Annotated in this window: 12 protein-coding genes and 2 pseudogenes; 5 read left to right on the top strand and 9 right to left on the bottom strand. The window is 31.3% G+C overall.

Translation table 11 applies throughout. The features are described from left to right. Positions 1-92 precede the first annotated feature (92 nt). Positions 93-773 (bottom strand): DUF1796 family putative cysteine peptidase, encoded by a 681-nt coding sequence (locus Q5794_RS28705; protein WP_374989438.1) that lies wholly within the window; start codon positions 771-773, stop codon positions 93-95. Positions 774-1,001: 228 nt separating this feature from the next. On the opposite strand from Q5794_RS28705, the gene Q5794_RS28700 reads away from it, so the two are divergent. The 4 genes and pseudogenes from Q5794_RS28700 (at position 1,002) to Q5794_RS28685 (ending at position 3,960) form a co-directional block, all read left to right on the top strand. Next, positions 1,002-1,718 carry a sulfotransferase family 2 domain-containing protein gene (locus tag Q5794_RS28700; RefSeq protein WP_374989437.1) on the top strand — a complete coding sequence of 239 codons (717 nt, stop codon included), beginning with the start codon at positions 1,002-1,004 and terminating at the stop codon, positions 1,716-1,718. After that, positions 1,709-2,169, top strand: a pseudogene (gene sat / locus Q5794_RS28695) (sulfate adenylyltransferase); the annotation flags it as partial. The gene Q5794_RS28700 and the pseudogene sat, both read left to right, overlap by 10 nt. Before the next feature lie 45 nt (positions 2,170-2,214). Beyond that, positions 2,215-2,775 (top strand): annotated as a pseudogene (gene cysC / locus Q5794_RS28690) (adenylyl-sulfate kinase). A gap of 321 nt (positions 2,776-3,096) precedes the next feature. Next, complete coding sequence (locus Q5794_RS28685) at positions 3,097-3,960, top strand: sulfite exporter TauE/SafE family protein (RefSeq protein WP_374989436.1); 864 nt, start codon at positions 3,097-3,099, stop codon at positions 3,958-3,960. Positions 3,961-4,198: 238 nt separating this feature from the next. Here Q5794_RS28685 and Q5794_RS28680 read toward each other — a convergent pair whose 3' ends face one another. The 5 genes from Q5794_RS28680 to Q5794_RS28660 all read right to left on the bottom strand — a co-directional run bounded on the left by Q5794_RS28680 (position 4,199) and on the right by Q5794_RS28660 (position 7,685). Further along, on the bottom strand, positions 4,199-4,708 hold the full coding sequence (locus Q5794_RS28680; protein ID WP_374989435.1) for a spore coat protein: 510 nt from the start codon (positions 4,706-4,708) through the stop codon (positions 4,199-4,201). Between the two features lie 26 nt (positions 4,709-4,734). After that, the gene (locus Q5794_RS28675; RefSeq protein WP_374989434.1) at positions 4,735-5,064 is read right to left on the bottom strand and encodes a carboxypeptidase-like regulatory domain-containing protein; all 330 of its coding nucleotides are present in this window, start codon (positions 5,062-5,064) and stop codon (positions 4,735-4,737) included. Between the two features lie 674 nt (positions 5,065-5,738). Continuing rightward, positions 5,739-6,038: a hypothetical protein gene (locus Q5794_RS28670; RefSeq protein WP_374989433.1), complete on the bottom strand. Its 300-nt coding sequence runs from the start codon at positions 6,036-6,038 to the stop codon at positions 5,739-5,741. A gap of 473 nt (positions 6,039-6,511) precedes the next feature. Continuing rightward, positions 6,512-6,595 carry a hypothetical protein gene (locus tag Q5794_RS28665; RefSeq protein WP_374989459.1) on the bottom strand — a complete coding sequence of 28 codons (84 nt, stop codon included), beginning with the start codon at positions 6,593-6,595 and terminating at the stop codon, positions 6,512-6,514. 871 nt (positions 6,596-7,466) lie between these two features. Then, a complete protein-coding gene (locus Q5794_RS28660; protein ID WP_374989432.1) occupies positions 7,467-7,685 on the bottom strand; it encodes a hypothetical protein in 219 nt (72 codons plus the stop codon). Positions 7,686-8,693: 1,008 nt separating this feature from the next. Here Q5794_RS28660 and Q5794_RS28655 point away from each other — a divergent pair. Then, positions 8,694-8,978 carry a hypothetical protein gene (locus Q5794_RS28655; protein WP_214986421.1) on the top strand — a complete coding sequence of 95 codons (285 nt, stop codon included), beginning with the start codon at positions 8,694-8,696 and terminating at the stop codon, positions 8,976-8,978. A 597-nt stretch (positions 8,979-9,575) separates the two neighbouring features. Here the strand turns inward: Q5794_RS28655 and Q5794_RS28650 are convergent. From Q5794_RS28650 to Q5794_RS28640, 3 genes are all read right to left on the bottom strand, one after another. After that, the gene (locus tag Q5794_RS28650) at positions 9,576-10,151 is read right to left on the bottom strand and encodes a MerR family transcriptional regulator (RefSeq protein WP_374989431.1); all 576 of its coding nucleotides are present in this window, start codon (positions 10,149-10,151) and stop codon (positions 9,576-9,578) included. A gap of 1,144 nt (positions 10,152-11,295) precedes the next feature. Then, positions 11,296-12,228: a tyrosine-type recombinase/integrase gene (locus Q5794_RS28645; protein ID WP_214986401.1), complete on the bottom strand. Its 933-nt coding sequence runs from the start codon at positions 12,226-12,228 to the stop codon at positions 11,296-11,298. A 184-nt stretch (positions 12,229-12,412) separates the two neighbouring features. Next, complete coding sequence (locus Q5794_RS28640; RefSeq protein WP_214986403.1) at positions 12,413-13,795, bottom strand: replication initiation protein; 1,383 nt, start codon at positions 13,793-13,795, stop codon at positions 12,413-12,415.

The raw sequence follows: 13,795 nt of genomic DNA, 5'->3' as shown, positions 1-13,795 counted from the left end.
AGTATTTTTAATCAAGACTTTAGAGACTCTTGTTCATTGTTAGTCTTATAAAAAGGGAGCGTCTAACATATTTCAACGGGAGAGTTCTTAACTTAGTGATTCAACGTTACGCCATTTAGGACATAATCCCATGTTGAAATGCTATTTGGATCTATAGGTGCATTTACAGTGCATACTTTCTCTATGCCCCACTCTAATTCACTTGGAGCTTCTAATCCCTCTGTTGGATTTATAATGAGTATTTTAAAATTTGCGCTCGTTATTTGGGATAGAATTAATCGTAATTCCACTGTTTCACTATAATTAGCTCCCCACCTGATAAATAAAATCGATTTACTATTTATGAGCCTCTTCATAAATCGATTTATTTTATAATTTAAAGTCCTTTTGAATTTAGGATAAGTAGTAGTCCAGTGCTTGTTTGGAACAATAGGAAAGTCATGAGCTGAAAAAATATTATAATGTATATCTTGTATTACGTAAGATGCTGTAGGCACATAGATAATTTGGTGAGGAAGTTTAAGAGGTTTATCATTAAAATATGCATACTTTCCACTATCATCTATTAAACGCATGTTTTCTAGTTCCATAAAGCCATCAAATTTATTTTTCAATAATCTATTTACATCTACAAGGAAAGGAGAATAACTCCAATCGAGTGGGCTTGAAGTAAAGTTCCTTAAATTGAGTCGTTTTAACTGAAGTGTGGGGTTACAGGCACTACCTAAACTAACTATTAAGTCATAAGATCCTTTTATATCTTGTAAGTTCATAGTAATCACTCCTTTCTTTTGAAGGGTTACTATATAGAATGCTCTATTTACGATATATGCTTGGACAACTTAATTGTGTATTGAAGTGATTTCTGCCAAGTTTAATCCTAGATTCAGTTAGTTATTATCCGTTCTGCCTTGTGTTTAAGTTTAAATACAGACACCTGAAACATTCACTAACTACAAGAATAAGATATAGAAACACTAAGATTTAGGGGGACTTGAAACATGAAAGATAAACTTATTATTTTTATGCATATTCCTAAAACAGGCGGAACCACTTTGAATGAGATTTTCACCAAGTCGTATAGACAAAATGAGATTTATGATCATATACCCATAGAAAGGATGAAGGAAGACTTTAATCAATTGAAGCAAAAGGAAAAAGAAGCGATAAAGGCAATATCAGGACACCATTTCTATGGAGTACATGAATTTACTTCTAAACCTTTTATCTACTTTACAATGATACGTGAGCCTATTGAACGTGTGGTTTCGTTATATTACTTTTTGAAAGATTACCCAGGTTATTATAAAGAAAAGATGAAAGATATGTCTTTTGAAGAATACATTGAATGGGATCCTCAAGCTAATAACGGACAAACTCTTCAAATTTGTGGTACACATTTACATTCTGAAGTGAGTATAGAAAAGGCTAAAGAGAGGCTGAATGACTTTGGGATGGTAGGGATAACGGAAATGTTTAACGAATCTTTATCTTTATTGGCAGAAAAGTTTGGTTGGAGTAACATCGAATATGAGAAAAAAAACATTACTAAATCACGTCCTAAGTTACAGGACATTCCTGATAACATTATTAAGAAAATAGAGAAAAATAATCAATTGGATATTGAACTTTATGAATTTGTGAAATCTAATTTAATTAAACAACTTAGCTATGAAGAGAACGTGAAACAAAGTAAACCGTACGGAACACAGTTGTAGGTTTTCAAACACGAAATCCGATTCATCGTGCTCATGAGTACATCCGAAAGTCTGCTTTAGAGATTGCAGATGGACTATTTTTAATTCCACTTGTTAGGGAAACCAAGGATGATGATATTTCAGCAGAAATTCGGATGGAAAGGTAGAAAGTATTACTTGATAATTATTATGAAACATATGACTCCAAAAAAATATTTAGCAATTTTACAGATGAAAAAATTGGAATCACATTACTATTTTTTGAACACAGCTTTTATTGTAAAAAATGTGATGCAATGGCTACAACTAAAACATGCACACCTGATGAAGAACATCATGTTACCTTTTCAGGTACAAAAGTTAGAACACAGTTACGTAATGGAGAATTGCCCCAATCGCATTCACTCGGAAAGAAGTTGCAGAATTATTAATAAAAGGTCTTCAAAGTCAACAAGTAAATATTGAAAATTAGGGGAATATTGACATATGAAACGGATTTACTTGGCATGATTCCTTAATTACAAAAAAGCAAAGAAGAGATCAAAATAGACATCAAAGTTTTATTATATAGTTCACTGGTTTGTCAGGGGCGGGAAAGTCTGTAATTACAAATGTTTTGGCTAAGACATTATTTTTACGCAAAATCAATAATTATGTTTTAGATGGTGATAACATTAGATATGGGCTTAACAGAGATTTAGGTTTTTCAGAAAAAAAGAGAGCCGAAAATATTCGGCGAATTGGTGAAGTATCTAATTTATTTGTAGATAGTGGTCTGGTTATTCTTACAGCTTTTATTTCACCTTTTCAAGAACATAGAGATCAAGTACGACAACCTGTAGAGCCCAAAGAGTTTATTGAAATATATGTAAGGTGCTCACTAGATGAATGCAAAAAGAGGGATCTTGAGAAGCTCTAGCAAAAAGCTAGGACAGGAGAGATACAAGATTTTACAGAAATTGATTCTCCCTACGAAGAACCTGTTAATCTTGAATTAGTTATTGAGACGGATTTAGACTCAATAGAAGACTGTGTAAATAAAATAATAATATATCTACAAGCAATAAAACTAATTTAAAGAGATACGTTATATATGATAGATAGATCCCTTGAATTTTAATTAAAGAGCTTTTTCATGTCTCTAATTGTTTATCAATTAACCCTTATTTTTCTTGCCGCTAATAACAGGTATTGTATGAAAGTCGTAAAAAGATAATTCTTAATAATCTAACTAAATAATTTGAATTTACATCTTCTACGGTCTCTCTCCTCTTTGCTCTTTAAAATTTATGAAACTTGGTATTCCGCCTATTCTATTTCTCATATAACTTAATCCCTTGCAAGAAAATATACTGTGTCGCTTTTGAAGATAAATTAAAGTGTTTACAGGAGGACACACATGAAAAAATTATTTATCTTTGCTATTATTGGCTTTTTAGCCCAATTAATTGATGGTTCCTTAGGAATGGCTTATGGCGTTACCTCATCATCCCTCTTATTAACGTTTGGAATGGCTCCTGCAATAGCCTCAGCTTCTATACACTTATCAGAAGTAGTAACCACCGCAGCTTCAGGAATTTCCCATATGAAGTTTGGAAACGTGGATCGCCAAGCCCTTTTTAAGTTAATAATTCCAGGTTCTATAGGAGCCTTTATAGGAGCCTGTTTTTTAAGCAATGTGCCAGGAGATATAGTTAAACCATATATTTCTTTATTTTTATTAATGCTGGGTATTTATGTTGTTATCCGTTTTGTATTTAAGGATAAAAAGAGTAGTGATAAGAAAAATCTTAATTTATCTACAAAACAGGCTATACCATTAGGATTAATAGCGGGATTTGCTGATGCCACTGGTGGCGGTGGATGGGGCCCTCTTACCACTCCTATACTATTGTCTAAGAATAGTAATTCAGCTAGAAAAGTAATAGGTACAGTTGATACAAGTGAGTTTGCTATTGCTATCTCTGCTACTCTCGGGTTTCTTATTTCGTTAGGGTGGCAAGATGTTAATTGGCTCTGGGTAATAGCTCTTATGCTAGGAGGGATTATAGCAGCTCCTATCGCCGCATGGTTAGTGAAAATAATGCCTTCTTTTCTGTTAGGTGTATTGGTAGGTGGTTTTATTATTTTAACCAATGTTTGGACATTATTTAAGGTTTGGCCTATAAATAATATAGGAGAAATTTTCACTTATATAGGGATCGTTACTTGCTGGATAGTAGCTATTATCTTTACGATAAAAAACAATAGAAAAAATAATTAGAAATCAGTTGTAGTAAACAGAGTTCGTTAATTCTATGGGTTTATATTTATAAAGCTTAATCCCCTGTACTCATATAATCTACCAGATATTATTTGCTTTTTCATAGGATGAACTCCAAGAAATACTCACTAAAGCGTTAAAACAAAAATAAAAAGCTAACAAATATCGTTAGCTTTTTATTTTTGTTCCATTTATTGATCTTTTAATGATACTTAATCTAGAGTTTTAGTTTCGAGGATTATACAATATCTAATTGCATGAGCAGAGTTTCAAGAACTTGAAATAAAACTTCAATATTAGATATAAGGTCAATATCATCATTGGATATTTCAATATTTTGAGAATTAGATATAATAATTCTTTTATTATTTATTTGATTTTTTCTAGATCGTTGTCTTCTATTTTGTACTCTAGGTTTATTAGTAATAATTGGTTCATTAAATATAATACTGGCTACTGTAGCAATTGCTCCTTGCAAATTTATTTGCAAGGAGACTAAGGATTGGTCGTTAGCGGGGTGAACACGTACATTATGAGAATCTATTATCCAAATAAAAGTTCTTTTTGTACTGATAGACATTAATTGATCTAAGATTTCATAGATAAAGTCCTCTTGCTGAAGGTTCACAACTATTTCTGCAGGTACCCCTTCTCTTCTTACAAGTATAAAGTTTACAGTTTTAGTTTCATTAGCTTTTAGCGTAACCACTTGGGACTGCAGAATAAAGCTTTTAGAGCGAGCCTTCACAATAATTGTCCCGGTTGGCAATCCCGTTAACTTATATTTGCCACTGAAATCTGTAACAGATTATGTTGAATATCGACTTTTCTTTCTTTTCCATTCATTAGTGTAACGTTTAAAGATTGAGTAGTAAAGTTCCGAGCAAAGACAATGATAGTATATGTGGCCGAGGGAAGATCCGTTATTCTATATTGCCCGTTATCATCCGTTAAGGTCGATTTAATTGGAACCGTCATACCTATGACAAACACTTGAACTAAGGTTCCCGCGATTGGACTGCCGGTTTGCGCATCGGTGACGGTCCCTGAGAGAGAAGCTGGTAAGAGTAACCGTTTGAATACCGGTGCCAAAGTCAGCTGCACTCGCTGCCACGGTAAGTGTTCCCACTGGAAGCCCTGAATTAATTATTAGTTATTGCAATTTGAGCATTGGGCACAGCAGTTCCTGAACTTGTGATCACTGTTCCAGAAACTATACTTGGTAAGGGGGGAAGGGAAAGGTTTTGAGTAGTTGAATTGACGATAAAAGACGTACGTTATGTTATCAAGGCCTACAATATCTTGTAATGAAATCGATGTAGCTGTGGATTTTCCGGTATTAGAAACTGTAATAGATCCAGTCAGCCTGCTGACCCAATGTAATAGTTATAGGGCGTGATGATAAGTTTTTTGTAGTTGCTAACTTTGCACGGATATCAGCTGCACTTATAGCAGTAGGGGCACCCAATGCGTCTGCAAACGAAAAGCCTTCACTTGTTTGCAAAGAATCCTTATTGTAGTTATTAGCATTTGTGGAAGTGAAAACTAAAACCCGAATGGAAGAGTTTTCATTAATCCCTAATACACTGAAAAGGGTAGAAGTCGGTAAGAACCAATCTAGAAAATAATCTGAGTTTCCTCCAAAGGTTGAATCAGCAACAGTAACCCTGGCGAAGTCAAAATTAGTAACAGCTTTAGTAAAATTTGGTGTTTACCCCCTAATCCTTCATCAGAATCATTCCAAGAGTTCACTAACTTAGTGGTATTTTGTATTAAATTTATATTATTTTACAACCCGTTAACATTAAATAGCCAATCATAAGTGCCTGGCGTACCCTAGTATTGATAAGTACCCCCCATGCAAAATTGTCAAAGGCTGTTAGTTTACAGTTTCTTGGATCCGAATTTAGCCTTAATCTAAAATATATATTAGTCCCATCATACGCAAAAAAAACAGCAGGAAAAGATGAATTCCCTACAAGGTTGGTATCTGTAGGTGATTCATCACCTAATACATCAAACACATGAGAACCATTTATAATAAAAGGTGTGAATTGATTATTGCTAGGAAAAGCCATGCTTGTTTAAACCTCCATTTTGTATGTTTAACACAAAAATTAGGCACTATTTTCTTATGGATAAAGTTGTGTTTTTACCTTAAAGGAAGTCCATATTTAGTTTTATAACCTTTTAAATTTAAGTTATTTACATATTTTCTAAATATTAAAATGCGTATTCTTTATGTGATTTACAATATAAGGGGATATTTAACTTTTATATAGCGTCATTATTTAGTGAGTACAGTAGGGGCAGAGAGATAGCCATAAAATAGAAGTATTTACGGAAGAGTAAATCAGAAATTTAGTTAGTATACTACAACTCTTTTGTTAAGGCTTAAGTGGAATATTTGTATTCTTATAGTTCAAGATTAAACTAAAAAACAAGCACTTCTCTAGATTCAATTTTTAAGTGTTCGCTTTTTCTTAAATATTATTTGTGAATTATATTTAAGGAAATGAAAGTAACTTTTTCTTTACAAACCTTTCTATTTTCAAAAAAGTTCATTCCAGAACTCTTTTGATTTTTGCTCTAGATTTGCTTGAACGGCTGCGATAAGTTTCTTTGCACCACTAATTTCTCGAATAGCATTAGTTAACTTCTCGTCTCGCTTTTCTAGATTGTTTTCATTATATTTATTTTGGAGGATAACCGTTTTGTGAGTTGTTTTATAAGCTGGCTTTGTTCATCTAAACATTGAATAAGTGCAAATTGAAAATGCTTATCTTTTTCAGAGGGATCAAGTAATTGTTGAATTTTATTTTCAAACGATTCTACTTTCTTTTCGAGATTTAATTAAGCTTCAAGAGATTCTGTTACGATTTCTCCCTAAAGCCATTGGTTACATCTTATAGTTCCAGTTTTGCTTTTGTATTCTCTTCTTCAATTAGTAAATCAATATTTCTGCTTGCTATATCTTCGGTGGCCCCCTTCTGTATGTTGAACCTGAAGATGAAAAATTTTTCATATAACCTAACTAAGTCAATACTTAACCCAGGTAAATTAACAGTATCTTTTAAGGTGTAAACAATTCCTTAATCTGAGTTTTCAGAACTTTCTCTAGACTTTTCCTTTCTAAATAAAAAATCTAGATGGTATATAACATTGTTATAAAAGGATTATTAGTGATTCTAGAACCTAGGTACTCAAGATATTATTCGAGATTTTTGTTTCTGGTTTAATTCTAGATAAAAATATGAAATTTTCAAAAGATAAGGAATTTATTTTAGATGTTAAAAAATTTTATATATTCAATTAGGAATCTCTTTTATGTAGTTTTTATAGATTTTAAGGATAGAAATTCAACTTTTTTTTGTCATCCTAGATAAATCTAGATTTGTTATAAACTTTGATACGAGAGGAAATTTAATTATTCTAGGAATGGAAAACTGGAAAGTTAAGATCCTTGCTGTGATGTAGAATAAGACATTCATTCTTACATTGAATGTCTAGCTGTGTTTCTTTACATATTCTTCTTTAAACTTGACGATTATTTGAGGATCAGCCTTAAATTTTTTAGGGATGCTTTCTTTAAAGTTAACAGTTATTTGATTGTTCTTAGTAAATTCCCAAGGCTCCAGTTGTAAGAGTGTCACTATATATTTCACAGTATAAAATAACAGTATAATAACGAATACAGATGAGATAATAACAAGCCAATTTAGCACTTATTTCCCTCCTAAAGAACGGGTTACTTATAGACTATTCATGTTCCGTTAGAAAGGATTGGACAAACGTATTACTTATGTAAACTTTAATTGGATTTATGGATTTAGGTAAAATATGTATAAAAAAATATTTGTAAGCAATGTATTATTGAATTCTTTGATTACAGTTCTGCAGACCTCGGTTTGTGAAAATAATGAGCCTTAAGGAGTGGATAAATCAATAAAAACAACTATCCTCAAACGAAGACAGCTGTTTTCTACTTATAAAATTTGGTTGATGGATAAATGTCTCAACGCTTCTTGGCAATTTTGCCTGAATTATTTGATGTTAATGTTAAGAAAATTTTCGTTTTATTACCCACAGATTTTCTTGCTTTTTTCATGGCTAATCCCCCTCTTTATATTTATAATGATGCTACATTGACTATTATAGAAAAAATTATCGAGTTTGCCTGGGCTATTTTTAGTAAATTAGGGTTGTGAACTTTTTAAATTAGTTTATGAAAAAATAAATCTTAGAGTAAAAACACGGAAGAAAATTATGTTTTTATGATTTGCTTGGAGAGACATATAAATTACATTAGGTTAATTAAAAAGATTTCAGTTTAGGGGGAAAATTCATTGCAACCACCTTGTTTATTGTAACAGCATTGGAAATTTAATTTTGATTCTCACTTTTTCACATAATTAGATAATTTTCTTAGGCAGTAATTATTGTGTTGAGGGGGATATTCAGTATAACACACACGTATTTTCCTCCCTCTTGTTCTATTTATTTTATATTATTCTATAATAAACAAAGACTTTGGAGCTTTTGGAATTACATATTTTATAGGAAATAACATAATTACAAGTGTTTGAACAAGTATTGATATTAGAAAGAAAATTTTAAGTTAAAACTAGATTATTTAACCATTTTTATTAAAATCAATTATTAATTGAGCTTTTTGCTTATACAGATTTCATTTTTTTTCATATCATGTATTATCTCTATTAGGAGGTGATTGCATGCCAAAAAATCGTACTTCTGACGAGCGCCGTAGCTCACGCCGTACTTCTGATAACCGCCGTACTTCTTCAAGTAACCGTGGTACATCTTCAAATGGTTTTCGTTTAGATGGATTAAGACAAGGTGATAGAATTGAAGTTTTTTCTGCTGGAAATCAACTTAACGGAGTTGGTACATTTATCCGTATACGCGATGGATTTTTAGTCTGGGTGAATGAAGACGGCAATATTACTTCAACTAGCTTAGATACTATTAGCATCAGTAGAGTATCTGGAACAATGTAGTTGGGACGGGCTGTGTACAAATTTGCAATAAGATTAGAAAACTAAAAAAACTACTGTATTTTAAGTCGGTAGTTTTTTTCTTTTACTAAGAAAAGGATCTTGGGATATATTAGTCTACTACCTAGTTAGTAGAATTAGAGTTTTATATGTTTGATTATTTTATACATAACTAATTAAGGTGTTTGGACAAAATTTTATTTTTTAATTCAAGAAATTTTTGCTCAGTTTGCTCAGTACGAAGAGCATTAACTTTTGAGAATAAAGGATTTCTTACAGCTCTCCCTTGTAAGGAGACTCAGAGGTATTATGGAATACATAACCAAGTTGTATTTGAAAAGCTCACTTCTTTATAGCAAAAGTATCTATTTACTTTTTCTTATTTCCCGTAAGTTTACATGAACTAAAGGTATACAGAGTAAACATAAAAAAGACCCTTACCTCCCAGAGGATAAGGGTCTTTTTAGTTACCTCCACTTACATTACATCCTATTATTTAGTAGCCTAGAACCTTTTTATATTTCATTACATTGTAGTGCGTTCTTTTTTGCAACTTGGCCGTTTATAGGAATATGGCTAAATTCTATACCCATAGAGCTTTCAACCACGGAAAATCCTATGCCAAAAGCTTTTTGGTTTTGATTCTAGGTTTTCCTGAGCAGCTGCGATTAGTTTCTTTGTATCACTAATTTCTCGAATAGCATTAGTTAATTTCTCGTCCCTTTTTTCTAGATTATTTTCAATATATTTATCTTGAGACGTTAACTTTTCTGTAAGCTGTTTTATAAGCTGACTTTGTTCATCTAAATGTTGAATAAGTGCAAATTGAAACTGCTCGCCTTTTTCAGAGCGATCAAGTAATTCTTGAACTTTATCTTCAAGAGATTCTACCTTTTTTTCGAGCTTTGATTGAACATCGATAGATTCTGGTATGATTTCTCCCTGAAGCCATTGGTTAATCATTTTATAACTCCAGTTTTGCTCTTGTATTCTTTTCTTAATTTCAATTAGTAAATCAATATTGGACTTATTATATCTTCGGTGGCCCCCCTCTGTCCGTTGAATCTGGAGATTAAATTCTTTTTCATACAACCTAACTAAATCGATACTTAACCCAGTTAATTTGACGGTATCTTTTAAGGTGTAAACAACTTCTTCATCTAAGTTTTCAGACATTTCTCTAGACTTCCCCTTTCTAAATAAAAAAATCTAGATGGTATATAACATTGATATAAAAGGATTATTTACAAATCTAGAACCTAGATGCACAAGATATTACTCAAGGTTTGCGTTTCTGGTTTAATTCTAGATAAAAGTAAAAGATTCCTTTTTTTTATTTATCGACATTCTAATTTTTTGAAATACCGTTTATACCCTCCTCTTTTTAATTCTAGATAAAAATATGAACTTTTCAAGAGATAAGGCATTTATTTTTAATATTAATAAAATGTCTATATTCAACTAGGGATCTCTTTTGTACAATTTTTATAGTAGTAAAGAATAGAAGTTCAACCTTATTAGTTAATTCTGTATTCTGGTTAATTTTATGTAAAAGAGTAAATAAGGTACAGAAATTGTTAAAACCTTTATGTATAGGAGAGTTCTTCTTGAATATTGTTTCCCACTATAGAAAATCTAGAGTTGCTGAAAATCTTGATACAAAAGGAGTTTTAATGATTCTAGAATGTACTTATACTAGTTTTTATTCGAGATTAATAGTTGCTACAAAAATTCTTGAAACCATATATTTTAGTGCGGGGATAAAGTGTTATTATTCCTTACTGCAAATTAAACAGATAACTAGTTTTTCTATGTTGACTCCATTCGCCATATGTATAGTTAAGCTGAGCTTCTTCAAAAAGTTTTCTATTTGCGTTATTAGATCTTTTTCGAGGATTTTTATTTTTGAATAACTAAATCTTGAATTGATTAATACCTTGGTAGACAAGGCATGATATTGATTCTAGAATGTACTTTATCTAGCTTTAAATCAAGAATAAAAATTCTATTTAAATTCTAGAATGATAACCATTTACATTTAGCCACTTATATATAATATTGTTAAAATATCTTTGATTAATGCTTCATTATTAATCTATCTAACTAACAACTTTCTATTTAATGAAAGTGACCGACTTTATTCCAAACCAACAAGTTTATCTTAAGTTAAACTTGTTGGTTTTTTATTATAGTTAGATAAAATGTAAAAAGTATAAGTTGAACTTGTTATCTACAATTATTGTAATTACTCATTTTTACAACAAAAATAAGTTGAACTTAATGAAAAAAGATGTATTATGAAGCAAAATAAGAACTTTGCTTATTTTGTTTTTAGGTATTTCTTATATCGATACAAAGCATGACGGCTAGACAAACCAAAGTAGGAGATAAGACTTTCATTTGAATAGCCTTCACAGATTTTATTTAGTATACAACTGTTTCGAAACTGTGTAGATCTTACCTTAGCTTGTATACCTGAACGTTCAACTTCCTTCTCAATCATACGCTTTACACCAATTAGACTAATTCTTTTAGGTTTGTTTAAATTGTAATCGTACCAATAAACCAATTTTTGAGGATGAAAAGAAAGAAACAAAGGGTCGTCTGTATAATCTTTAGGTTTAAATAGGGCGGGTATGTCTGAAAAGTAATTATATATTATTTTTTTATCATCTTTAGAAAGGTCTAAGATACGTTTTCCTTTGTTAGTTATAATAGTTAATTCATTTTGACTAAAGTTAATATCCTTTATATTTAAAGATACTACTTCATTAAGTGTAAGACCGTAATGAAGCATTAGAATCAAAATTGAATGATTACGCGGAGCTATATATTTATGTATTTGTAATTGAGTTTCTGTCAGATTTTTTTTGCCGACAACAGAGCTTAAAAGCGAAAAGGTATCCTTTTCAGTTATAAAATCACTGTCAACTAAATCCCTCTGCTTTTTAGTTGTAGCTTTAAGTGCTCCAAATTGATCCGTTAAATTATGATATTCTAACAATCTGTTCAGATGGGAAGCCACACGCCTTAAATTGGCCTCTGATAAGTTTTTATCTTTCAGGTAGGTAAGGTATTCTTCGTAACAACTTTTCTCTTCTGGCAAGATTTCTGGCGTTATATTGGGGTAGTGTTGATTTAACCAGTTGAAGAACGCCATCAAATCATGTTTATACATAGAAACTGTAGAATGTTTTTTTCCTGTTTGGTGTAAATGAATAAGGAAACGTTGAACAAACAGAGGAATATCCATATAAAACACCTCCAATTATGGTAAATTTAATATACTATGAATAAATATAAAAAAACAAAAGAAACGCCAACTAGCTCAAAATACTATTATATTGTATATTAAATTTACCTTTCATACAAAAAAATCTGCCGTTTAAAAACATAAAAACACGCCCATGAAGGCGTGCTAACAACACTATTTTTTATTAAACTTGTTTATGCAAGAAGGTTCGATATATTTCCCTTAATTCTTTATTTTTGAAGTCATTTACCAACCTTGGCTTAAGGCCTACTTCTTCACGTTTTTTTAAGTCCTCGTTCATATTTCGAAGTACTTCTTGTACTGCTGCTTCTTGGGCTTTTTTTAATTCTTCCTGGTTTGGCTCCTCGGAATTTAAAACTAACATTTTTCTTAATTCTTGAAATTGTAAAAGCCTTTTTTCAAATTCTATTTGATTTCCATTTTCCTCATAAAATAATTCCTGCTTTTCCTTTAATGTAAGGTTTTCAAAAGCCCTTTGTTTATCTTCAGCTTCTATCATAAAATCTGGAACTAACTCTTTTCTAGTAGACTTTTTAGGTGTAGCAACCTTTGATTCTTGTGATACTTTCGCATAGTCTTTTTGAATGGCTTTTATTACGTAAGAATGCGGATGAGTAATATCTCCAATAACTAAACGACCCTGCGTGTATTTTACATTTCGTTCGACTTGTTCTTTTGTAAATTCTGATAAAACCCACTCGATTTTTTCAGGCTTAACTCCTAAACTCACTAAGTCATGATGCAATCCATTTTCTTTTTCGTTATCTAATAAATCTAATGAAGATTGAGTTGATTTAAGTTTCTTCACTTCGGAAGGATTAGTACCATTCAAAGCAGGCGAACTAGTAATGATAAACTCTATAGAAGTTACTTTTCTGCCTGTTTTTATTTCAACAAATTCAAAGTGAATATCTGTTTTATTATTTATTTCTTTTTGAGCCACTGCTAATACTTTGCTCTTAAAATGGCCATACTGTTTGTATTTAGTAGGCTCAATAGCTAAAAAATGACGTAATTCTTCAAGAGTTAGTTCTCTTTTTCTCAAACGCTCGTATTGCTTAAGAAGTTCATAAATACGAATCGAATAAACCGAATTAAGCCTCACAACATTTTCTAACTGGTACGAAGTAAATTTTTCCTTAAGCTCTAAAAATAAATATTTTAGACTAGGATGAAATTGTAATGTTATATACCCTTCATTTTCTTCGTAGATCGAGGTAATAACCCAGTTATAGTTTCTTTGTCGGCCTTTTTCCTTTATGGTAAGAATTTTTGTTTGAAGACCATTCACAATTTCTTTTAAGTATGAGTAGAACCCTGTTCCTTTCTTATTTCCCACTATTTCTATAAAATCTTTAGCTCGGAATCTATATGTCTTTAACGTTTCGTCATTAGGTTGAACTTTAGATGCCATAATCAACAAAATCCTTTGTTCCTGCAAGGATAATTTATATGTACTCTCAATTAAAATGTTTGACTTAGTTACCCAGTTTTTTATGTTTATGCTTTCCAGATCATATGGTTGAACTACATTTGATTTCTTCAT

The organism is Priestia megaterium (assembly GCF_041941685.1).
GTDB classification, from domain to species: domain Bacteria; phylum Bacillota; class Bacilli; order Bacillales; family Bacillaceae_H; genus Priestia; species Priestia megaterium_C.
The sequence above is the reverse complement of the archived record's forward strand: the minus strand, read 5'-3'. Positions and strand labels throughout refer to the sequence as shown.

What these genes read in the sequence shown, in the direction of transcription:
- Q5794_RS28705 (WP_374989438.1), bottom strand. Translation starts at nt 773, where the DNA reads ATGAACTTACAAGATATAAAAGGATCTTATGACTTAATAGTTAGTTTA.
- Q5794_RS28700 (WP_374989437.1), top strand. Translation starts at nt 1,002, where the DNA reads ATGAAAGATAAACTTATTATTTTTATGCATATTCCTAAAACAGGCGGA.
- Q5794_RS28685 (WP_374989436.1), top strand. Translation starts at nt 3,097, where the DNA reads ATGAAAAAATTATTTATCTTTGCTATTATTGGCTTTTTAGCCCAATTA.
- Q5794_RS28670 (WP_374989433.1), bottom strand. Translation starts at nt 6,038, where the DNA reads ATGGCTTTTCCTAGCAATAATCAATTCACACCTTTTATTATAAATGGT.
- Q5794_RS28655 (WP_214986421.1), top strand. Translation starts at nt 8,694, where the DNA reads ATGCCAAAAAATCGTACTTCTGACGAGCGCCGTAGCTCACGCCGTACT.
- Q5794_RS28650 (WP_374989431.1), bottom strand. Translation starts at nt 10,151, where the DNA reads ATGTCTGAAAACTTAGATGAAGAAGTTGTTTACACCTTAAAAGATACC.
- Q5794_RS28645 (WP_214986401.1), bottom strand. Translation starts at nt 12,228, where the DNA reads ATGGATATTCCTCTGTTTGTTCAACGTTTCCTTATTCATTTACACCAA.
- Q5794_RS28640 (WP_214986403.1), bottom strand. Translation starts at nt 13,795, where the DNA reads ATGAAGAAATCAAATGTAGTTCAACCATATGATCTGGAAAGCATAAAC.